A 22737-nucleotide genomic window follows, 5' to 3' on the forward strand; every position below is an offset into this window, starting at 1 on the left:
CGCCTGTAGCAAGCTACATCGTTACCCCTCGACTTGCATGTGTTAGGCCTGTCGCTAGCGTTCATCCTGAGCCAGGATCAAACTCTTCGTTGTATTAAAATTTTAAATATCTCTAGAAATTTTAATAGCTCTAATTGACTTCAGGTTTCACTTTTTACCTTTTCTATTTTATCGTTTAAAATAGGTACTATCCAATATTTTCAAAGATCTTTTGAGCTTTTCGCTCTTGTAAAAGTGAGTGTTTCACCACTGTCCTTTTCTTTTCATTTCAACCTCTCTCGTTTGAGAAGCGGCTGCAAAGGTAAGAAGTTTTTATTCTATTTTCCAAAATTATTTTTGAAAATTTTTTGACTTATTTTTTGACGCGAACTTGCAAGATAACATACCCGGCTTTTGTTGTCAATACTCCCTTTCACTTTGCCTGTCATTATGTGTCGATAAACGAGCTAAATCCCTTATCAACTGGGCCTTTCAGATGAACCGTTGTTCTCAAAAGCGGGTGCAAAATAAGGGAGTTTTTTCCGTATCTCCAAATGTAAAATCACATTTTTTTGAAGGAATCTTTCCCGGTCGGCGCTTAAGAGTTGATTTGATGGTGATTATCGGTGGAATATTTTTTTTAAGAAATTTGAGGGTGCTTGATGGAGCCTTCTTCAGTCAGCTTATCAATGCTGTTTTTAAGAGCTAGTCGCCTGTTAGTTCTTTCCAATTAAACTCAAATTAAACTCAGACTAAACACATACCAAACTCAGACTAAATTCGACTCAGGCTGAATTTAATCTGTATTTGGTATGTGTTTATTATGTGTTTAAACTGGGTTTAGTCAGAACGAGAATGAAAAGTACCCCCTATGGTCAAACAATAAATTGATCGGACATCTGAATGAATAATAAACAGTAAGATCAATTTTTCAGTTCCTATCTAAAGGGTGATCTTCTCTGTTTGAAAACGAATTATTGACTATTTATTACGTGTATCTAATGAAGTAATGGTCTATAAATTAAGCTTAGGAATTAAAAAGTAGTTGTATGCAGCAATATTGATAACATGATACAACTTTAAATAACGCATAATTTTTAGCAACTTTACACCCTTCAAATAATATCAGACAGAATGCAGATAAGACTTTTATCTATACTTACAGTAATAATTACTCTTGGATTTAACTTCACTATAAGCGCTCAAAAGAAAGGCAGAGTAACCATTGAACATGCCAACTCAGGAGGTGGCAGACCAGATTTGGGTAAAAACGTTACACTGCTAACAGGCAACGTAAAACTTAAACATCAAAACACATTGATGTATTGTGACAGCGCCTATCATCACAATTACAATGATTCGACCTTCATTGAAGCATTTAATAATATCCATATCATACAGAACGATTCCATTCATTTGTATGGTGATTACCTAACTTACAACAGCAACGAAGGGATTGCCAGGGTGAGGGAAAACGTTCGAATTGAAAAGCAAGACATTACTGTATTAACTGAATTTCTTGATTACGATCGTGTCAATAACTTTGGTTATTATTTTAACGGCGGAGAAGTACTGAGTGGCAATAACACATTAATTAGTGACCTGGGCTATTATTACCCGAATTTGAGTGAAGTACATTTCAAAGATTCTGTTGTTGTTCACAATCCAAAGTATACAATTTTCTCTGACACTCTTAAATACCATACGGTCACGGAAGTCGCCAGCATATTAGGCCCGACCTTTATCCACAGCGATGAGAACCTGATCTATAGTGAAAACGGAGAATACGACACTATGAATGATAAAGCAAAGCTCTTTAAAGGAGATACTCAAAGCTATGTTCAGGGCAAAGAAAATCTGCTTAAAGGAGATACTATTTATTATGACCGTCGCGAAGGCTTAGGTGAAGCCCACCAGAATTTTGAATTACATGACACAACCAATAACATGATAATTACAGGAGACTATGGTTTCTACAACGAATTATCACAATATGCCTTAGCAACTAAAAAAGCCCAGCTACTCCAGATTTACCAGAACGACACCTTATACCTTCATGCAGACACGCTGCAGGCAATACCATTACCTGAAGAACAGAGCAGACTGGTAAAAGCATACTATAATGTGAAGTTTTTCAGACCTGATATGCAAGGACGATGCGACTCCATGGTTTACGACATGCGCGATTCGACCAATACATTTTACAACACTCCGGTCATATGGGCACAGGGCAATCAAATGACTGCTCAGACAATTAAGATGTATAGCAGAAATAACGCATTGTATAAGACTGAACTCATTAATTCGGCATTTATTATTGCCCCGGAGGATAGCCTTAGCTTCAATCAAATTAAAGGCCGGAACATGACCGGTTATATTAAAAACAACCAACTATACCGGATTGATGTTGACGGCAACGGACAAACCATATATTACCCTAAAGACAGAGAAGCTGTCATTGGTGTTAACCGTGCTGAAAGCAGCTCATTAACTCTATTCCTTAAGAACAGGCAAATAACAGGCATAACGTTAAAAACAGACCCTAATGGCAACCTGAATCCTCCTTACCTATTGCCTGATGAAGATGTAAAACTAAAGGGATTTGTGTGGCTTGAGTTGATACGACCCAAAAACCGATGGGACATTTTCAGACATGTTGAAATGCCTAAGATGGACGCCCTGGAAAATGACTATGATGAATATGAATTTGGAGACACAGAAAATTAAATAAAAAAAGGGGCATAAGCCCCTTTTTTTTTTGCTCTCTTAATATTCGTCTTCATTGAAAAAGAAGTCTTCTTTACTAGGATAATCTGGCCAGATATCCTCAATACTTTCAAAAACTTCCCCTTCATCCTCTATTTCTTGAAGATTCTCGATTACTTCGAGAGGTGCACCTGAACGAATTGCGAAATCAATCAATTCATCCTTTGAAGCTGGCCATGGCGCATCTTCCAGTTTAGAGGCAAGTTCGAGTGTCCAATACATAGCAACTCAATTTAACATTAATAAAATTGTGTTCTTTCTTGTTTTAGTTATCTGCGAATATAAAAAAAAATTCCAATCCTACAACTTCGTATTGAATGGAATTTCTTCTACGGCATAAATGTTTGATTAATGAAGCTTAATCAGGGTTAAAAAAAGCTCTTTAATAATTTTCCACGACCTGATAAATAAAAATTACTACTTATAAGGCCATTACATTATTATTAACCAGGTCTGATTCAATAAGCCCATCGCGCAGTCGAATAATACGGTGTGCATGTTGTGCAATATCCTCTTCGTGCGTAACCAAAATAATGGTATTCCCCTGTTGATGTATTTCATCAAAAAGGCGCATAATATCTACCGATGTTTTTGAATCCAGGTTTCCGGTTGGCTCATCGGCAAGGATAATGGAAGGATCATTGATCAATGCACGGGCAACGGCAACACGCTGCCTTTGTCCACCAGACATCTCATTGGGTTTGTGATGCATCCTGTCAGTAAGGCCAACACTTTTCATAACGCTTTTACCACGGGCAAGACGCTCATTTTTCGAAACACCTGCATATATCAATGGTAACATTGCATTTTCGAGTCCCGAATAACGGGGCAATAAGTTAAACGTTTGGAAGACAAAGCCTATTTCTTTATTGCGTATTTCGGCCAGGTTATCGTCTGTCAAATAACTAACATCTGTTCCGTTTAACACATATCTACCTCCGGTTGGTGTATCAAGTGCTCCGATAATATTCATCAGTGTAGATTTACCTGAACCAGAGGGTCCCATAATGGCAACATACTCTCCCCTGTTAATAGTCAGTGACACTCCTTGCAGCGCCTTCACCACCTCTGTTCCTACCTGGTAGAATTTTTTAATTTCGTTGATCTCAATAACTTGATCTTTCATCAGCTCAAGAATTTTCAGTTGTTAGGTATTAAGCTTAATTATTACAAATATAACTTTTTACGTAAGTATAAAAAGTCAATAACGAACAACGAAATGCTGCTTCTGACATTCTTTCCTGAAAAAAACTATACCCAACTGAAACAGATCCATGGAAACAGTAACATTTGGATGCGAACAAATAATCTCCCATGCTTCCTCCATCCCCTTTGACCAGTGTATGTCATCGAATACAAATACAGAATCATTGACAGCATATGGTAAACAGTTATTAAAATAATTAAGGGTCGCATTTTTTTCATGGTGTCCATCAAAAAACACAAAATCAAGCTGTTTCAATTGTGCACACAGGTCTGGTAAAACATCCTGAAATTGCCCAACCACCTGATTAACATTATGGCAGGCCATATCTTCAAATGTATTTTTCGCGACATGGGCGGTATTGTCACATCCCTCTATGGTATACACCGGTCTTCGTTTGTCAGATAAGGATAAATAAAGAGAGCTTATACCAATTGAGGTGCCAAGTTCTAAAACACTTACAGGTTTAAACTCCTGCAGTAAACGAAACAACAGTTCCCCATATTTTCCTGCAACAGAAGACTTGTAAACCATATCAGATACCTTTCTTGATTTATTGTGAAAGGCAACACTACCGGCACCATAATCGACCGGTTCAATTTTAACATCAGACTGTTTCAGCTTTTCCCGGTAGTCATTAATGCTATCAAACGCATAATACCTGTATGTACTGTAAAACACTTCGCGAACAAGATTAAACACAAACGGACTGTGCAAGCCATAGCCTTTTTTATAGCGAGCTTTAAGCCGGTATTTTATATAACTTTTTATCTGAAATAAATTCATTCGAGGCAACTATTTGAAAGTATAATCACAAGCCCTTTTTATTCAATTATAGAAAGCACTTATCTTTGCACCAAACTATATATTAAATGGGAAAAGGCAAAGGTAAAAAACAAAATAGTGGTTCAGCCGGTCAAAACCGTAAAAAGTCAGAAGAGTTTTTAACACAAAACAGAAATAAGGATGGTATTTTTGAAACATCCTCTGGTTTGCAGTATGAAATAATCAAAGACACATCAGGAACTAAGCCTCACTCAAGCTCCACCGTTAAAGTTCATCAGCGCGCTATGCTTCTTGGCGGAAAAATGCTGGACGACACTTATAAAGATGCTACACCCCTTGAATTCAATTTAGAAGAAACAATCGAAGGATATGCAGAAGGCTTGCAAATGATGTCAGAAGGAAGCCGTTATAAATTTTACATTCCATCGGAATTAGGCTGGGGTAAAAAAGGGTCGGGCGGAAGAATTGGTCCCTACGCCTTAACTATTTTTGATGTTTCACTGCTCGAGGTCATCGACTAATTGCACTTCTTTTCGCTCGGTTTTAAACACTTTCAGGCAGGAGTTGTTTAGCTAATAAGAAAACCGAGAATAGAACAACCTGAATGAATACATATATTCAACAATTATTAGAACTTATAGAGGAGGCAGAAAATAAAGCTGTAAAAAATGGCAAAGAACATGAACTTGAGATCGAGCCACATTTTGCTGAAGAATTCCTGCAGGGTAAGCCAGAGATGATATCATCAGTGGTGGGCATTGACAAATTTAACTTTCCCGCGCCTGATAAACTATCTGAGACACAACTATCAACCCTGCTGCAGGCTATTGAAAAACTGCTACTGGCCTACAATTGGGAATTCATGTTTCCGGAAAACGTTACTGACACGGTTAAATATGAGTTTATTATCGACCACTGGAGCTCAGAACATGTATATTGTCAGCAAGGCATTGTTCAAATAGAAACATGTAAGTTTGACGAGAATAAATGCCCCTTTCCAGGACATTGCAATGTTTGCCAGAGCTTTAAAGATGATTCGGACTGCAACCATCACTTAAGTAAAGGACTGATAGATTTCAACAACCTGATTCCTAATTATTCTGAAGAAGAAGAGGCTTCTATGCGTGAAGATATAGAACGTGTAAAGTCAATCATGAAAGAGCCTCGGGCTGACCATTTTATCACTGGCATTCACAACTATTGCGATGGTCGATGTAAAAATTGTTCCTTTACAGATCGCTGCAGCTCGTATTCGTTGAATACTGAAATAGATAACCTTCATCAAAACGATAAGGCAGAAAGCGAAAAACAACTCAAAGTTATTTTCAAGGCAACAACAGAAATTCTGGAAGAAGAGCTTAGCAGACAAGGTATCACCATTGATGACGCCCTATCAGAAATGGATGATGAAAACATTGTCACAAAACCAAAGCATGCGCTCGAAAAGCAGGCTGAATCATATGCCGAAAAGGTAAAAAGGTGGTTGGAATCTAACCAGATGGAGCTGGAAAGCAGAATTATTACACACTCTGATTCCAGCATAGAAAAAGACACGGAAACGGTCACCTGGTTTCAACTTTTTATTCCGGCCAAGGTTAACAGAGCTATTAACGGCTTGGCTAACGAAAACGACCTTGAGCATTATGACGCTAAAGGTTCTGCTAAAATTGCGTTAATTGCCATTGATGAATGTATTTGCGCCTGGGAAAACATTATGGGATACATACCCAACAAAGAAGATAGCGTATTGAACCTTCTGAGGCATTTATCAAAATTAAGAAACGAGCTTGAAGAATTAATTCCTGATGCAAGAGCATTTGTCAGACCAGGATTTGATGAATAAAAAAATCTGAGAGAGGCTTTAGTGGAAAATTTAAGAATTACGACAAATTCTGTTTGCATCTCTCAGATATTATCGCATTTAATAATGCGAAAAAAATTACCTCCCGTTGCAGGTAAACCAATGACACCATTGGATACGGTTATTTTTAAACCGATGTAAAACTATCATTTTATTTGAGAGTTCAATAGCTAAAATGTATTTTTTTGTATAAAAAAATTAAAAATTCATGATACTTGTCACCTTTTGAATTTAAACGGCCCTAATTCGCAACTTATACTCACGCTACTCAAAGTCTGTCAAGGGTTTGCTCAATGACATCAAAAACCTGGTGATCTTTCTCAAACACCCTTTCAAAATCTTTCTTCGCCTGTTTGATCATACTTTTAGCTTTTCTTTTTTCACCACTTTTATAAAGCAACTTTCCATAATGGAAACGTATATTTCCGCAGGCTTCATAATTGCCTATGATACCGTCAAGCACCTCATCGTAAATAGAGCTTAGGAGTTCCCCCCTCTCTTCCTTTAAAAATAAACTGTTGAATTCTTCGGGAACTTCAGGCGAGTAAGGGGACCTTATTAATATCTCAATCCCTAGCTTTTCACAAACTGAATCGTTACCCATTAACAATGAAGACTTTAACAAATACATTTGATTGGGTTTATAATTGGGATGAAGTAAATCTGCCTTTTCAAAGTAATCATTAGCCAGCTTAAGCTGTTGATTCTTCATATATAAGATCCCCGTTATGCGTGCGGCATCTGACTTGCTTATTGAATCATTATAAAGCTCATAGGCCCTTCTACTAAAGCTTATTCCTTTTTGCGGTAATCCGTCAAATAAATATGTTACTGCGAGGCTATAGTTTGTCAAAGCCACATCAGGATTCATTTTTAATGACTTGAGAAACCAATTCTGGGCTTCAAAATAATTTTGAAACACCGACTGAAAATAGCCCAGTGCATACAGGCTGTAATAATCAAATACACCGTGCTCATAAGCCTGCATATAATAGCTATTACTTTTTTTGAGCAATGCTTCTGCTCGTTCGCCCCAACTATCGCCAAAATCATAATACACACGGTTATAAAAATCACCTAATGCCTTGGCGACCCTGTGATCATTGGGGTAGCTATCATATAGTGCCAGCAAGGCAGTATCGACATGAAACTTTACCGGCGTTGCTCCATAAACATTATCTTTTCTTAGTTCGTCAAGGCGCTCTCCCTGACGTAAATCCGCAAATGAAAATTGCCGGTAATACTGACAATTCAAATGGTAATTCATGGCCAGGTCAACCTTTTTCAGGCTTTGGTCCAGACTCAATGAATCAGCATTGTTCAGACGCTCAAATGCAGACAGATACTGCCCCTTTGAAATAAGCGAGTCAACTTTACTTTGCGCTTCGGCATACCTTGATGACAAAAGTGCCATACAAGCTATCAACAGGTATTTTATCCTGCTCTGTATACGGTTGTTTTTTTTATAATCCAAATCGGTATTGTAAACCTAAAATAAGTTGTTTCCGTGCTCCCAGAAATCCAGTTTCGGCCCGTAACATTATATTTTTATTATACTGAAATTGTGTACCAACAATAAAATTCCACATTTTCTCCGGACGTTTATCCAGGTCATACTGAACAGATTCGGCACGAGAGGCAGCATCAAGTGCTGTTCCGGCCAAACCAAGTTTGGCTTTCGTAGTGGTATAAGTGCGAATATTTTCAGGCAACAGTCGCTCCCAATCCCTTAATCCGTTCCACCATTCATCAACCTCCTGGTGTCGCTGATCGACTTTTTCAAGACCAGCATTAACCATATCTTCAAAACCAGGAATTAACTCATTGATCAATAATGAACCACTGGTTCCTGAATTCATCTTCACTCTAAAGCCACCAACCCAGACAGCAATACTTTGTCCGGGTTTCCTGAACTGGAAGTTCTTTCCAAAACGAGGGCCAAAAATAAAGATCTTTGCGGGTTTATCAAGCTCCGGGATATCAGTCCATGTAAAATTCATATCCAGAGCCAGGAAACCACCTCCAACACCCATGGTAGGAGTTATTCCAAATCCAAAGCTGGTGGCATCAAATTTAGCTGTTGTACCTGTTTCCAATACACTGGTCCACTCCCAGTTAAGCTCGCCGTCGACAAGCTCAATGTTTCCTGGTGCATATACACCAAAATCTACCGCCGTTTGATTTTCTGATTTAGCGAATATACCATATATGTTTAAGAAGGGGAAAAGCCAGAAATCGGGGCGAAAGTTCACACCGTTTGTGATTGCCATAGCATTACTAAAACGAACTATTTCATCTAAGGCGAACAATTCTCCATTATTAAACCCGACTCTTAAATTATCGATTAAAATATCCGACTCTTGCCAGACGTATTGCACACTTAAACCTGCTGAATAAGGCAATTCAAATCCCATTTGAGCTACTTTTTCGCCCCAAATGGGTAATAAATAGGGATAGCTGGTAGTACTTAAACTGTCAATTTCTTCAACATTTTCCTTCCCCACTACTTTATTACTAAATGTTTGGGCCTGCGCAACAACAACCGCCAGCAGTAAGATGATCAATAAGAAGCTTTTTCTCATAGCCAAATAATTTTTCTAAACTACAATGTCTGTTAAAAGATTAGATTAATCAATTCTAAAACTAAAAATCAGTTTTCTGACATATTAAATTTCAAGGTTCTGACAGATACTTAATGATGAAAGAAAGACATGAAAGCTCACCTTAGCTCACCCAACACGCTTACTAATCGACTTGTTATATCTATATCATACATTCACGTCACTTATATTTAATGATAGCAGGCATTATTATTTTTTATCCTTTAAAATATGCAATGCTTGACAATTACTGCATTTTTCATCTACCTTAAATAACTAAATGAACAATCAATATTCGTAATCGTTTAATTATCACTATTAATATAACTTTTAGCCACATGAAAAATTTAATAATTCTGGTCGCTGTTTTAATGATGGCACCATTGATGAACGCCCAAAAAAGCAAAAAACCAAACATATTAGTTATTTGGGGTGATGATGTTGGGCGCTCCAATATCAGTGCATACACAATGGGAATGATGGGATACACCACACCCAACATTGATCGCATTGCAGACGAGGGAATAATATTCACCGATTATTATGGTGAGCAATCGTGTACAGCAGGGCGCTCAAGTTTTATAATGGGTCAAAGTGTATTCAGAACAGGTCTCTCAAAAGTTGGCTTACCAGGCGCTGAACTTGGCATGCAGATAGAGGATCCGACAATTGCAGGCCTGCTGAAGGATAAGGGCTATGCAACCGGTCAATTTGGTAAAAATCACCTTGGAGACCGCGACGAACACCTGCCTACCAATCATGGCTTTGATGAGTTTCTGGGTAACTTATACCACCTTAATGCAGAAGAAGAGCCTGAAAATGAAGATTACCCGGGTGATATGGTTCTGGCAGACGGCACAACCTTCCGCGAAAAATTCGGTCCTCGTGGCGTCATCAAATCTTCAGCCGACGGAAAAGTAGAAGATACAGGTCCTTTAACAAAAAAGCGCATGGAGTCAATTGACGATGAAACGGTTTCCGCGGCTCTTGATTTCATCCGTCGCCAGGAAGAAGCAGGGATTCCTTGGTTTGTATGGTGGAGCGGTACACGTATGCATTTCAGAACGCACGTGAGTGAGGCAAAAATGGCTCAGATCAAAAAGCAATATCCCAATGCAGACGAGTATACATGCGGTATGCTTGAACACGATATGCACATTGGTCAGTTTCTTGATTTACTCGATGAATTAGGCATCGCTGACAACACGATCATACACTATTCAACAGATAATGGTCCTCATTATAACACATGGCCTGATGCTGCTGCCACGCCATTCAGGGGCGAAAAGAATACCAACTGGGAAGGCGGATGGCGTGTACCATGTATGGTGAGATGGCCAGGCGTTGTTAAGCCGGGCTCAATAAGTAACGGTATTGTTCACCATATGGATTGGCTACCAACATTCCTTGCTGCTGCAGGAGAGGATGATATCAAAAGTAAACTGCTTGAAGGTCATGAGTCAAAAACATTAAACAGAGATTATAAAGTACATCTGGATGGTTATGATCTTACTGAGCATCTTAAAAATCCTCAGGGTGTACCAAGTCCGCGAAAAGAAATTTTCTACTTTTCAGATGATGGTGACCTTACCGCTTTACGCTATGAACAATGGAAGTTGATCTTTATGGAACAACGTGTTGAAGCGACATTACAAGCCTGGATGGAACCATTTGTACCTTTACGTGTTCCTTTGATCCTGAATTTAAGAAGAGATCCGTACGAAAGAGCACCTATAACATCAAACACCTATTATGACTGGTTGATAGACCGGGTATTCTTGTTGGTTCCGGCACAAACCTATGTGGGTAATTTCTTAATGACATTCCAGGAGTATCCTCCACGTCAAAAAGCCGCCAGCTTCTCTCTTGATCAGGTTATGGAGAAACTCCAGACCAGTTCGGGTTCGAAATAGCAAACAATAAAAATTACGTATAAAGATGCCTGGTTAATCAGGCATCTTTTTTTTGCTATCACATTACCTTAGGTTAAAGGTCGCATAAACATCATTTAACACAAAAACAGTTCTCATTAATTGACATTTACAGTTCGTCTATGGAAATTTATTCTCCTTAAATTAAATTTTTGTTTAATCCTGAGTAATAATTATCTGATACATCTCTTTACAAAAGGCACAACTACCAATACACAATTACCCTTCAGATAATCATTCATCTCAAATACATGTACTATGAAGAAAACACTTTTCCTTCTTGCATTAATCGCAATTGGTATAAGCATTAATGCTCAAAAAAACCAAAAGCCCAACTTTCTGGTTATATGGGGTGACGATATTGGCTGGGCTAATATCAGTAAATATAACCATGGCATGATGGGCTATAAAACGCCCAATATTGATCGCCTGGCTGAAGAAGGTGCCATGTTTACCGATTGGTATGCACAGCAATCATGCACTGCTGGTCGTGCTGCTTTTGTATTGGGTCAGCACCCGTTCAGAACCGGTTTATTAACCATTGGAATGCCAGGTTCTAAGCAAGGCATACAGGATAATCAGGCAACAATAGCTGAGCTATTACGCCCACTGGGTTATACATCCGGTCAATTTGGTAAAAATCACCTTGGCGACCGGGATGAACATTTACCTACCAATCATGGCTTTGATGAGTTTTTTGGCAACCTGTACCACCTGAATGCTGAAGAAGAACCAGAAACTTATTACTACCCCAAGAATCCTGAATTCCATAAAAAATATGGTCCTAGAGGTGTTTTACATTCTTATTCTGACGGAAAAGTGGAAGACACAGGTCCACTTACCCGCAAACGAATGGAAACGGCAGATGATGAGTTTACTGACGCGGCCATTGCATTTATTGAAAAAGCCCACAATGAGGGCAAACCTTTCTTTGTTTGGTTAAGTGCTACCCGCATGCACGTATGGACACACCTTAAAGAAGAAAGTGTAGGTGTAACCGGCATTGGCTTATACCCCGATGGTATGGTAGAGCACGATAAACAGATCGGTCGCGTATTGGCCAAACTAGAGGAGCTTGGCATATATGACAATACCATGATCATGTATTCTACAGATAATGGTGCCGAGAAATTTACCTGGCCCGATGGCGGTACTACTCCTTTTGCAGGGGAAAAAGGTACTACCTGGGAAGGTGGCTTCAGAGTTCCATGTATGATCAAATGGAAAGGCGTTATTGAACCTGGCACAATATTCAATGATATTCATTCCCATGAAGATATGCTGCCAACAATGTTAGCTGCTGCAGGTGTTAAAGATGTGAAAGAACAACTTCTCACCGGCTATCAAGCCGGAGACAAAACTTTCAAACTCCATCTGGATGGTTATAACATGCTAGATTTCTGGCAAGGCAAAGCAGAAGCATGCCCACGCAAAGAGATATTTTACTTTGATGCCGGTGGTAATCTTAATGCGGTGCGATATAACGATTGGAAACTGCACTTTACTTTAATGGAAGGCTCCATCAACGAAGCTTACAGAAAAACTCCTTCCTGGCCAATAGCTATCAACCTGAGGGCCGATCCTTACGAAGTATCATGGAAATCTGCCTTATACATCCGCTGGTTTGCTGACAACATGTGGTTATTTGTTCCGGCACAGGATGTTGTAGGACAATTTCTCGCTACCTTTAAGGAGTTCCCTCCAGTAAGAGGTTCATCACTGGGCGTTGACAAAGTTGTTCAATCTATGACCGCGCATCCTAATGCACAATAGTCATTCGAAAGCTTTAACAAAAAAGTACTTTACAACAATTCTTAAAAAAGGTAGCTTTTAAGCATCACTTTATTGCTGTGCAATATTGACAATTATTGATGTAGACATCAGGATCACTAAGACTTAAACTTGGTGCCCTGATGTCTTCTCTGCATAATACCATTGATCAAAAAGGGATGTATCGATAGAAGCACTCTCCTGAAATAAAGTTATTGACACAATGACGGCTTTAATAAATATAAGGACAAAAGCCTGATATTAATATTGATTGGCAGCAAACAGCTGTTTGACTACTGGCAAAAGCAGACAGTTCTTATCAAGAAAATCGAATAATTATTATTTTTGCATCAATGTCAGACCTCTCGATGCAAAATATCAATTACCTGCCAGGCGTGGGACCAAAAAAAGCCGAGCTATTGAAGCAAGAGCTTAAAATTGGATCGTATGAGGATTTGCTATATTACTTCCCTTATAAATATGTTGACCGAAGTAAGTTTTACTCTATCAGGGATATTAACACCAAACTGCCTTATATTCAGGTCAAAGGACGTTTCACTTCTCTTAACACAGTTGGTTCCGGGAGACAAAGCAGGATGACGGCAACCTTTTCTGATGGTACCGGCATATTGGAGTTAGTTTGGTTCAAAGGGCATAAATACGTTAAGGAGGGTATTAATTCTGAAGCCGAATACATTGTTTTTGGCAAACCTACAGCCTTTAATGGTAAAATAAACATTGTTCATCCGGAGCTTGAGAAAGTAAACGAATCTCAGCCTAAAATATCATCGGCACTTCAGGCTTTTTACAATACAACTGAAAAGATGAAGAAAGGCTTTTTGAATTCAAAGACGATTCAAAAACTTCAGCAGAACGTATTTCTGTCTTTTCAGGGTAAAATACCTGAGAGCTTGCCAGCCAGCATAATTGAAAAATATAAGTTTCTGAATCTGAATGACTCACTTAAGGCCATTCATTTTCCACCCAATGCCCAACTGCTTGAAAAAGCCCAACTGCGCCTTAAGTTTGAAGAGCTGTTTTATATACAGCTCAACATACTTCGCCAACGCAACCAGCGAAGTAAAGCCATAAAAGGCCACCTGTTTGCTACAGTTGGTGATTTTTTAAATGAATTCTATTCACAAAAGATACCATTTGAACTGACCAACGCTCAAAAACGGGTTATTAAAGAAATAAGGCGTGATATGGGTTCAGGCAAACAGATGAATCGCCTATTACAAGGAGATGTTGGCTCGGGAAAAACATTAGTGGCATTGATGGTAATGCTGATTGCTCTTGACAACAGTTTTCAGGCATGCCTGATGGCTCCAACTGAGATATTAGCTACCCAGCACTTTGAAACCATCAGTGAAATGGTGGAGGGATTGGGTATCAAAGTAGCTCTTCTAACGGGCTCATCAAAAAAGAAAGAACGTGAACTAATTGATGCCGACCTCCGTTCAGGTGAACTGCAAATACTTATTGGAACCCATGCTTTGCTTGAAGACAAAGTTGTATTTAAGAACCTTGGTCTGGTGGTAGTTGATGAGCAACATCGCTTTGGCGTGGCACAACGAGCCAGACTATGGAAAAAGAACAGCCAACCACCTCATGTTTTGGTCATGACAGCTACTCCAATCCCACGTACCCTGGCCATGACCATCTATGGTGATTTGGATGTGTCGGTGATCGATGAACTTCCTCCCGGACGTAAGCCCATTGAAACGGCCCATTATTTTCATAACCGCAGAAACAACCTTAACAAGTTCATCCAAGGTGAATTGGATAAAGGTCGTCAGGTCTACGTTGTATATCCATTGATCGAAGAATCGGAAAAGATGGACTTCAAGAATCTGGCTGAAGGGTACGAATATATGCAACGTGTTTTTCCCGATCACAAAGTGAGTATGGTACATGGCAAACTAAAGCCGTCCGAGAAGGATGCCGAAATGCAGGAATTTGCCTCTAACCGTTCACAAATCCTGGTGTCAACAACTGTTATTGAGGTGGGTGTTAATGTACCTAATGCATCGGTTATGGTAATTGAAAGTGCTGAGCGCTTTGGCTTGTCTCAATTACACCAGTTACGTGGGCGTGTTGGTCGCGGGGCCGACCAAAGCTTTTGTATATTAATGACTGGCTATAAACTGTCTGAAGAAACCAGGAAACGTATGGATATCATGACACGCTCAACCGATGGCTTTGAAATTGCTGAGGCCGACCTTAAATTGCGCGGCCCTGGTGATTTGGAAGGAACACAACAATCAGGCCTTCCATTCTCTCTTAAAATTGCCAACCTCGGGCGCGACGGTCAAATACTCCAGTTTGCACGTCAGGTTGCAGAAGCCATATTAGCTGATGATCCCCTGCTTGAAAAGCAGGAAAACTTCATTCTCACTAAGCAGCTGAAAAAACTGGCCAGTGAAAAAATGAACTGGAGCATGATAAGTTAGAAAATTAGAGTTAACAGATGATGATTTATGGTGTAGGTTTGAATAATTGAGCATAATTGATACGAACCTGATGTCAAAATTTAATGTTGAACTCAGGTTAATAACTATCTTTAGTTCCATTAACAAACTATTATGACAATGAACAGTACAAAACCATACCCAAGTCTGGCCCAGAGCTGGGGGATTACAGGAATTGTTATTCTCTGCATGCTTTTATTTACACCTGTCAATACCGTTTTACTACCTATTATAGGTAAAGAATACGCCATGATGACATATTACATTCTAATGATGGCTGTTGCTGCCTTTATTGCCTATCTCATCCGTAAAAATGCCAGTGGAATAAAAAGCTATCCTTTCAAAATAGAAAACGGCCGTTTGTTACCTATAATTATTTTGGGAGCTATAGGTTTACTGTTTGGCATCGTTAACCCGATTAGTAGTCTCATCCCAATGCCCGATCTGATTAAGGAAATGTTTAAAGAGATCGCATCGCTTAAAGGTTTTGGAGCCTTTATTATGTTGGTAATAGCTGCTCCTGTTTTTGAAGAATTCATATTCAGGGGAATTATATTAGATGGTATGTTAAAAAAGTACTCACCCGCTAAAGCCATATTCTGGTCATCGTTTTTATTTGGCTTTGTACACCTTAATCCCTGGCAATTCGTAACAGGACTGGTTATTGGTGTTTTTATCGGCTGGGTTTATTTCCATACCAGAAGTCTATCCATCAGCATGCTCATTCATGCTGCTGTTAATTCATGTGCGTTTTTCTTAAAGTTCTTCATAGACGAAGAAGCAATGTTTGATCAGTCATTTGCTGAATCGTTTGGAGGAATAACCAATGCTATTGCAGTAACCGGATCTGCACTACTTATTGCAGCAGTGTGCCTTACAGTATTAAAACGAGAGTTTGGTAAAACGGATTCAACGGTGCGGTTAAATCAAACGGAATAGTTTAGAATGCCTTTGATATAAAGTGCCATAAAGACAGCTCACTTTTATTAAATAGCTGGAAATAAATGTTTTAAATTTACACTTCAAGATAAGGCCGCTAAGAATTACGCAAAGCTCACAAAGTATATAAGGTTACTTTGCGTGCTTTGCGTGAAATATCTTTTAATTTGTAGATTCTCTTTTCAATTAGATTATCCCTGGGACGACTTAAAAGCAATCTCCCTCATCTCCTAAAGGGTTGCAACATTATCTTCTTTAGTCAAAATAATCTTAGAATTTACTTTCGATGTCACCTCATTCATAAAGCGCTTCAATTCCTTATAGCTCGATGAAGGATAACTTTGCTTTTTAAAACTATAATCAGCTACAATCTGAATACTATTGCCCCGTACTTTGGCAATGTAATTAAAGGACACATTATCCGTGTTTATTCTACGTTGCGATGGCAACTCATCCACTTTATAGCCTTCGGGTATCACAATTGTCGCTATATATCGATTTCCAACCAGGTATACCATATCAATTGGCAATAAGCGCTCTTCCTGCTTAAACGGATTCTCCTTCTCGGCGATATTTACAAATGGCGATACAATCAACTGATTGTCTATTTGATCAAGTGACTGTGTAAAATCAAAGTTATACTTAAATGGCAATGTTTTTTCGTACAGATTTACAACATTTATTTCATCAACTATATTAATCCCTTTATTCATAAAGGCCTTTTCAAATTCCTCTTTATCGCGATGATAACCTTGTCGTTCAGCCAAAGCCATGTAGCCGGTTGTTTTTGACATGCAACGTCCTTCCACCTCTCCTTCTTCCGGATTAATTTGCAAAACAAGATTAAATTCTTCAAGCGATAGGGCATTATTCGATATAGTTACCCATTCTTCACTATCCTCTTCAATAATAAAGCCTTTGCCATTGATACAGCGTGAAGGAATTAAATAGTTCGGACACATACTTTCGGTTGCATCAACCAGCCGTTTTTTGCCATCCACCTCTACCAATACTACCACATAGTTGAACAGGTTGGAATACGGAAAACTATCACTGACCTTACCATTATTCCGGGTACTGATAATAACGGGAGAAGCATTTAAACCAACTGCTCGTAGTGCACCTGTCGTACTCAGGTTAATATTTCCGACATTACCCGTCAGCTTCTCATTAAATTCTTTAAACGATGAATAAGCATTTTTACCATAGTAACCATCCCATTTATACGTTTTTTTCATATAGTTTAACACTTCATCCAATCGTTTTTCCTCAGGCTTATCAGCCAAGGAAACTAAAGTTTTAGCACCCCATTTTTCAGCTTTTTTCAGGTATTTACCAAAACTGGTTCTGTCAAGCATTTCGTTGGCCAGCGAAGGCCAGGTATTCATGTATTGCTTTTTATATCCCCCTGGGTTATTAATTTCCGATATCTGAAAATCAATCTTTTTAATGTAATCATTACGTGAAGAGATGAAGCTTTCGTCTTTAAAAGATGGTACATTTTTCAAACCAAATTCATATACCATATCCTTGAATGTTATACCGGCAAAACTACGTTCAATCCCACCTTTTTCATAACTCTTAAAATGATCCATGCGACTACTACCCTGAATACGATAACGGTATGAGTAGAAAGGAATCATATTCACTTTGTATTCACTATATAAGGTTGGTATATCCGTTTGAAATTCCCAATCTTTAAAGTGGATAAAAAATGGTGAAAATACTGAATATGACACATCTATTATGCACCCCTCTTTAACATTAGGCATGGCAAATTTTTTCAAATACATATACTGGTTATAGTCCTCTGAATAAACGTTCTTAGTATCAAGTGCCACTTTTTTGATTTGCCCACCTTCAATATTGAAAGTGAAGCCCTTTATTTCATCTACTTTTTCATTTCTGTCATCACCTTTATACAATAGAATTTCAAACTCCCCTTTATCAAAAGCAGCCTCGTTGAATATCTTAATTCTGACATGTCGGTCAAATCGAAGGACAAACCCCTCATCCTCCCTTACAAACCAGGAATTTCCTTTGTCGAAAATAACAACAGCTGGTGCGTCCTTTTCAAATTCGCACTCTTTTAATTCAACATCTGATGGCTTTAAAACACCAAACTCTGTTTGTTGTGCATTTGATAGAGTGACGACCCAAAATAGTAGAATTATAAATGGGAAAAATGTTTTCATCTGTTTATAGTTTATTTTTAGTTCTCAGAACCTGTTCGGACTTTTACCTTTTAAACACTCTTGTAAAGTTTAATCAATCTCGATTTGTCAATTGCGATTAACCTGCACATGACAGCTTTACCAGGTATTGAATAAATGTTATTATTGATAGTTTACCATACCCTTTTGAAGCTCCTTGTTCCTGCAATCACGGATGAACGCATATAAACCAGCGTATTCACTCAATTGATAAACGCCGGATTGAATGATGATATGCCTGATGATCATAAGCTCATTACCTTCAAAACTTACTTCACGTTTATAATGTCCGTAATCCGATTCAATAAGCTCATTTTGTATTCCTGCCACGCTTTTTATCATTCTCGGCAAGGTATATTGAATCGTATCTGTAACATTAAAGGGATAGGCAAACCGAAGTTCTTGTGTTCTCTTTTCAGGTTTTTCCAACTTGAAGTAAAATGACCGCAACGGCTTTATTAAGGCTCTTGAACCAATGGGTTCCACGTTATTATTTAATGCCGCGTTTATTTCCAAAGTCAAATAAGTTGAATCGCGATCAGTCCGATTAATATTAAAATCACTTATATCAGCTTGCTCAAACAACTCCAATTCATCCAGATAGTCCATTTTTTCGCGTTGAGGCAAAGCATCATTCACACCTTTTAAATAGTCAAACACCGGCCCTTTTATAACAGCAACACTCGACATTTTCTGTTCGCCATCCTTATTAATTGTAACCTTGGTAGAGTAATTGCTTGCAACATCAGTCAACTTTAAAGCAGGTGTTCTGGTCAGTTTACTTTCATTGCCATCAACCAACAGCACTGTGCGGTTTTGAGTAAAAGATCCCAAATAATTAAATGGTGCTGTATTATCAGTACATTCGAGCCAAATCGTATCATTTGGCTGCGGCACACACAATATTACATGATTAAACTGTTGCGATGGAAATTCTTTGTTAACGGGAACAGGATAACGATCGGCATATACTTTGGTATATATTGAACGAATACCAGCTTCTTTCAGCATTGTATACATGTAATTTGTTAAAGCCTTACAATCACCATATTTATTTTTACATACATAGGCTCCCGTCTCCGGCTTTAAACCACCAATATCCAATGACACATTTATATAGCGAGTATTATCCTGCATGTATTTATACAGGACATTGATTTTTTCTACATCACTAATACAATCTTTCGTCAATTCCATCACCTTCTGCTTTTCATCATCGGTAAGGTAATCCGTGTTTTCTTTTAAATCACTTGACCACTTTCCAAAATCCACCCAACTTTTGGAACTTCCTTTTACCCCATATTTAAAGTGTTCGGGTATAATAACTACATGTGGCTGTAATTCTATATATTTTGGGCCATATTTTTGTCTTTTAACATATTCCACATCTTTAGCCGTCCAATTATAAATATACGCATCCTGATTTCGTTTTATCACAGCCGAATCAAGCCCATACTGAATCAATCGTATGGGAAAATCAACAGGTAGGTTAACTGTAAGCGAAGCATTTTTTACAGGTGCTTTCTTATACCACCTCGGATACCAGTTAGCGATGTACAAATATTCATTTGTATCCTCTTCATAACTGTATTTGACGATATAAGGATAACGGTTATGAATCATTTCGAATGAAAGTTTCATATCATCACTATGGAATGATGCATAGGAAAATACATTTGAACGAAGGATATCTTTATTCTTAAGGCTACGAATCTTTTTCCCAAACAGATCATAAATACCCGCCTCCAACTCCTTAATATTATTCCCCTTGGTATAAGGGATCTCAATTTCAGCATAATCCGTTCCTTTTGCCGAATTAATCTGTAATTCTATTTCGGTAAGTTTAACTATTTTATTATTCCTTAGAATTACTTGTCTATGATAGTTGTTAACCTGACAATCGGGCACTTGTGCACAGACACTAACCATTGTTGTTAACAACAGGTATAAAATGAGGGATAGGCGCATTAGAATATTTTTTTATGAAGATAATATTTTTACCTATACATCATAAAGAAGACTAATTATTTTGATAATATCTACATAATAAAAAAGCCGCAACCAAAGGGATGCGGCTCATTTAAATATCTGTTAACCTTAGCGATGACTAATATCACCTGCTCCGGATTCGTTTAATTGTTTTATTTCAGGATTACCGTAATAAACAATATCACTTCCTCCACTGGCATTGGCTGTTATTTCTTTTTCAGCCCATACAATGGCATCAGAACCACCCGAAGTGGTTACTTTGACACTTTGTGCTTTTAATTCACGGGCATTAATATCAGAACCACCGCTGGACGAAGCAATCAACTGCTTTGTTGTTCCTTTTATTTTAATATCAGAACCTCCGGAAGTTGTCAGCTTTAATTCGCCGGTCTTAACCTCTACGTATATATCAGCCCCACCACTGGTGCTAACTTTCAAATACTCCTGTTCTATGGTATTTTGTCCATAAATATCAGAACCTCCACTGGCTACAATTTTTTCCAATTGCTTAAATGACAAATATACTTTTGGCACTGATTTACTATTCCAGTTCCAGCTACCGTTCCCTTTCATATAAATTTTTAAGGTAGATCCCTCTACTTCAGTTCTCAATTTATGAAGATCATCTTTAAGGCATTCAACTTCCAGAGCTACTGCATCAGACTGGGTTAAGTACAGATCAATACCAGATGAAACACTTACAGCGGTAAAATCACCAACACTGCGTTTTTCTTTTTCCTGGGCAAAAGTAAGACCTGTAAAACATGCGATCAGGGCAATTAGTGTAATCTTTCTCATATGCTAAAGTTTATGTGTTTAGATAATAGGACGCTTGCCTTATTAATATAGTTACAAGTTACAGCTAATTCTTTATTTATGACGATTGAAATAATCAATTGTAGCACGCTTTACATGGGGTGCCAGAAGCAGCGCAGCAATCATATTGGGAAATGCCATCAAGGCGTATGCCGAATCAATAAAAGCAATCACAACATCGATAGACACAACAGCTGCTATTACAGCACTTAAGACACTTACCACATTGTATATATTCTTCGACTTTGTACCGAATAAATAAGATGAACACTTATTGCCGTAATAAGGGAATGCAAACAATGTTGATAAAGCAAAAAACATGACACACAATATTAACAAATAAGGCCCGTATGTTGGAATCGCTTTATCAAAAGCCAAAGCTGTCAGCGTGATACCATCTGCATCGCTTGTTTGCCAAACTCCTGTAACCAAAATGGCCAGTGCTGTCATGGTACAGACAATAAGCGTATCAACGATGGGACCCAGCATTGCAACCAAACCTTCGCGCACCGGTTCATTTGTTTTAGCAGCACCATGTGCCAAAGGAGCCGTACCGATACCTGCTTCATTGGAAAATGCAGCACGCTTTATACCGGTAATAATTATTATTCCAACAGCTCCACCCAACACAGCCTGGGCTTCAAAGGCATCTTTAAATATCAATAAAACAGCATCGACCAGTTGATCAGGGTGAGAAAATATAATAAACAAAACTATTCCAACATACAACAACACCATAAACGGAACGATGCTCGCCGTTACTTTACCAATGCGTTTGATACCCCCAAATATTACTGCCGACATGGACAGAGCAATGATAATACCGGTTATCAAATCAGAAGTAAAACCTGTTTTTATACCATTCGGTTGTAACACAATATCACGAAACACCTGAGTCAACTGATTACTCTGAAATACCGGAAACACAGCAAACATAGCTGCAACCGCAAAAAATACAGCCATGGGTTTCCATTTCTTTCCTAAACCCTCAGTAATTATATACATCGGACCACCCTGTATTTCTCCCTTATCATCCTTTGCCCGAAACATAACTGCCAGTGTTCCCGTAAAAAATTTCGTTGAAACCCCCAGCAAGGCACTGATCCACATCCAGAAAATAGCTCCGGGACCACCTGCTGTTATAGCAACCGCTACTCCACTGATATTCCCCATTCCAACAGTTGCAGCCAATGCGGTGGATAAAGCCTGAAAGTGATTGATATGCCCTGCTTCTTTGGGGTCGTCATATTTACCCCTTAAAATGTCAACCGCATGAGCAATGTAACGAAACGGCATCAGTTTACTGTATATCATAAAAAAGAAACCTCCGCCAAGGAGTAGAATAAGTAGTGGAGTTCCCCAAATAAACTCACTAAATTTGATGATCAGGTTTTCAATATTTTTCATTTTAG

At 38.5% G+C, this 22737-nt stretch carries 16 protein-coding genes and 1 rRNA gene; 7 read left to right on the forward strand and 10 right to left on the reverse strand.

Features of this window, described 5'->3' with window-relative positions:
* Positions 1–93: ribosomal RNA gene (locus ACRD69_RS00005) — 16S ribosomal RNA — on the reverse strand; the annotation flags it as partial.
* Between the two features lie 1020 nt (positions 94–1113).
* Between ACRD69_RS00005 and ACRD69_RS00010 the strand changes: the two genes are divergently transcribed.
* On the forward strand, positions 1114–2706 hold the full coding sequence (locus ACRD69_RS00010; protein ID WP_430812997.1) for an OstA-like protein: 1593 nt from the start codon (positions 1114–1116) through the stop codon (positions 2704–2706).
* Positions 2707–2745: 39 nt separating this feature from the next.
* Here the strand turns inward: ACRD69_RS00010 and ACRD69_RS00015 are convergent, their stop codons facing one another.
* From ACRD69_RS00015 to ACRD69_RS00025, 3 genes are all read right to left on the reverse strand, one after another.
* Positions 2746–2967 carry a DUF2795 domain-containing protein gene (locus ACRD69_RS00015; protein WP_143304314.1) on the reverse strand — a complete coding sequence of 74 codons (222 nt, stop codon included), beginning with the start codon at positions 2965–2967 and terminating at the stop codon, positions 2746–2748.
* 199 nt (positions 2968–3166) lie between these two features.
* Positions 3167–3871: an ABC transporter ATP-binding protein gene (locus ACRD69_RS00020; protein WP_430812998.1), complete on the reverse strand. Its 705-nt coding sequence runs from the start codon at positions 3869–3871 to the stop codon at positions 3167–3169.
* 75 nt (positions 3872–3946) lie between these two features.
* The gene (locus ACRD69_RS00025; protein WP_430812999.1) at positions 3947–4735 is read right to left on the reverse strand and encodes an O-methyltransferase; all 789 of its coding nucleotides are present in this window, start codon (positions 4733–4735) and stop codon (positions 3947–3949) included.
* An 86-nt stretch (positions 4736–4821) separates the two neighbouring features.
* Here ACRD69_RS00025 and ACRD69_RS00030 point away from each other — a divergent pair, with 86 nt between their 5' ends.
* Positions 4822–5256, forward strand: a complete 435-nt coding sequence (locus ACRD69_RS00030) for an FKBP-type peptidyl-prolyl cis-trans isomerase (RefSeq protein WP_430813000.1) — start codon at positions 4822–4824, stop codon at positions 5254–5256.
* 83 nt (positions 5257–5339) lie between these two features.
* Entirely contained in the window at positions 5340–6578 is a 1239-nt protein-coding gene (locus ACRD69_RS00035; protein WP_430813001.1) for a hypothetical protein, read from the forward strand.
* Positions 6579–6864: 286 nt separating this feature from the next.
* Here the strand turns inward: ACRD69_RS00035 and ACRD69_RS00040 are convergent, their stop codons facing one another.
* Both ACRD69_RS00040 and ACRD69_RS00045 read right to left on the reverse strand, forming a co-directional pair.
* Positions 6865–8070: a hypothetical protein gene (locus ACRD69_RS00040; protein WP_430813002.1), complete on the reverse strand. Its 1206-nt coding sequence runs from the start codon at positions 8068–8070 to the stop codon at positions 6865–6867.
* On the reverse strand, positions 8060–9178 hold the full coding sequence (locus tag ACRD69_RS00045; RefSeq protein WP_430813003.1) for a hypothetical protein: 1119 nt from the start codon (positions 9176–9178) through the stop codon (positions 8060–8062). The genes ACRD69_RS00040 and ACRD69_RS00045 overlap by 11 nt, the downstream gene beginning before the upstream one ends.
* A 356-nt stretch (positions 9179–9534) precedes the next feature.
* On the opposite strand from ACRD69_RS00045, the gene ACRD69_RS00050 reads away from it, so the two are divergent.
* The 4 genes from ACRD69_RS00050 to ACRD69_RS00065 all read left to right on the forward strand — a co-directional run bounded on the left by ACRD69_RS00050 (position 9535) and on the right by ACRD69_RS00065 (position 16307).
* Positions 9535–11109 (forward strand): arylsulfatase, encoded by a 1575-nt coding sequence (locus ACRD69_RS00050; RefSeq protein WP_430813004.1) that lies wholly within the window; start codon positions 9535–9537, stop codon positions 11107–11109.
* A gap of 276 nt (positions 11110–11385) precedes the next feature.
* The gene (locus ACRD69_RS00055) at positions 11386–12900 is read left to right on the forward strand and encodes an arylsulfatase (RefSeq protein WP_430813005.1); all 1515 of its coding nucleotides are present in this window, start codon (positions 11386–11388) and stop codon (positions 12898–12900) included.
* Positions 12901–13250: 350 nt separating this feature from the next.
* A complete protein-coding gene (gene recG, locus ACRD69_RS00060) occupies positions 13251–15350 on the forward strand; it encodes an ATP-dependent DNA helicase RecG (protein ID WP_430813006.1) in 2100 nt (699 codons plus the stop codon).
* A gap of 138 nt (positions 15351–15488) precedes the next feature.
* Positions 15489–16307: a CPBP family intramembrane glutamic endopeptidase gene (locus ACRD69_RS00065; RefSeq protein WP_430813007.1), complete on the forward strand. Its 819-nt coding sequence runs from the start codon at positions 15489–15491 to the stop codon at positions 16305–16307.
* A gap of 230 nt (positions 16308–16537) precedes the next feature.
* Here ACRD69_RS00065 and ACRD69_RS00070 read toward each other — a convergent pair whose 3' ends face one another.
* From ACRD69_RS00070 to ACRD69_RS00085, 4 genes are all read right to left on the reverse strand, one after another.
* Positions 16538–18502 (reverse strand): DUF3858 domain-containing protein, encoded by a 1965-nt coding sequence (locus tag ACRD69_RS00070; protein WP_430813008.1) that lies wholly within the window; start codon positions 18500–18502, stop codon positions 16538–16540.
* Positions 18503–18643: 141 nt separating this feature from the next.
* Entirely contained in the window at positions 18644–20488 is a 1845-nt protein-coding gene (locus ACRD69_RS00075; protein ID WP_430813009.1) for a DUF3857 domain-containing protein, read from the reverse strand.
* A 129-nt stretch (positions 20489–20617) separates the two neighbouring features.
* Entirely contained in the window at positions 20618–21307 is a 690-nt protein-coding gene (locus ACRD69_RS00080; protein WP_430813010.1) for a head GIN domain-containing protein, read from the reverse strand.
* 72 nt (positions 21308–21379) lie between these two features.
* Positions 21380–22732, reverse strand: coding sequence for an alanine/glycine:cation symporter family protein (locus tag ACRD69_RS00085; RefSeq protein ID WP_430813011.1), 1353 nt, complete (start codon positions 22730–22732; stop codon positions 21380–21382).
* Positions 22733–22737: the final 5 nt, after the last annotated feature.

It is taken from the genome of Carboxylicivirga agarovorans, from assembly GCF_050589845.1.
Lineage (GTDB): Bacteria > Bacteroidota > Bacteroidia > Bacteroidales > Marinilabiliaceae > Carboxylicivirga > Carboxylicivirga agarovorans.

Bases quoted from the DNA above. Each gene is read 5' to 3' on its own strand.
- ACRD69_RS00035 (WP_430813001.1), top strand. From the start codon at position 5,340: ATGAATACATATATTCAACAATTATTAGAACTTATAGAGGAGGCAGAA.
- ACRD69_RS00030 (WP_430813000.1), top strand. From the start codon at position 4,822: ATGGGAAAAGGCAAAGGTAAAAAACAAAATAGTGGTTCAGCCGGTCAA.
- ACRD69_RS00055 (WP_430813005.1), top strand. From the start codon at position 11,386: ATGAAGAAAACACTTTTCCTTCTTGCATTAATCGCAATTGGTATAAGC.
- recG (WP_430813006.1), top strand. From the start codon at position 13,251: ATGTCAGACCTCTCGATGCAAAATATCAATTACCTGCCAGGCGTGGGA.
- ACRD69_RS00020 (WP_430812998.1), bottom strand. From the start codon at position 3,871: ATGAAAGATCAAGTTATTGAGATCAACGAAATTAAAAAATTCTACCAG.
- ACRD69_RS00015 (WP_143304314.1), bottom strand. From the start codon at position 2,967: ATGTATTGGACACTCGAACTTGCCTCTAAACTGGAAGATGCGCCATGG.
- ACRD69_RS00045 (WP_430813003.1), bottom strand. From the start codon at position 9,178: ATGAGAAAAAGCTTCTTATTGATCATCTTACTGCTGGCGGTTGTTGTT.
- ACRD69_RS00025 (WP_430812999.1), bottom strand. From the start codon at position 4,735: ATGAATTTATTTCAGATAAAAAGTTATATAAAATACCGGCTTAAAGCT.
- ACRD69_RS00065 (WP_430813007.1), top strand. From the start codon at position 15,489: ATGAACAGTACAAAACCATACCCAAGTCTGGCCCAGAGCTGGGGGATT.
- ACRD69_RS00010 (WP_430812997.1), top strand. From the start codon at position 1,114: ATGCAGATAAGACTTTTATCTATACTTACAGTAATAATTACTCTTGGA.
- ACRD69_RS00080 (WP_430813010.1), bottom strand. From the start codon at position 21,307: ATGAGAAAGATTACACTAATTGCCCTGATCGCATGTTTTACAGGTCTT.
- ACRD69_RS00085 (WP_430813011.1), bottom strand. From the start codon at position 22,732: ATGAAAAATATTGAAAACCTGATCATCAAATTTAGTGAGTTTATTTGG.
- ACRD69_RS00050 (WP_430813004.1), top strand. From the start codon at position 9,535: ATGAAAAATTTAATAATTCTGGTCGCTGTTTTAATGATGGCACCATTG.
- ACRD69_RS00070 (WP_430813008.1), bottom strand. From the start codon at position 18,502: ATGAAAACATTTTTCCCATTTATAATTCTACTATTTTGGGTCGTCACT.
- ACRD69_RS00075 (WP_430813009.1), bottom strand. From the start codon at position 20,488: ATGCGCCTATCCCTCATTTTATACCTGTTGTTAACAACAATGGTTAGT.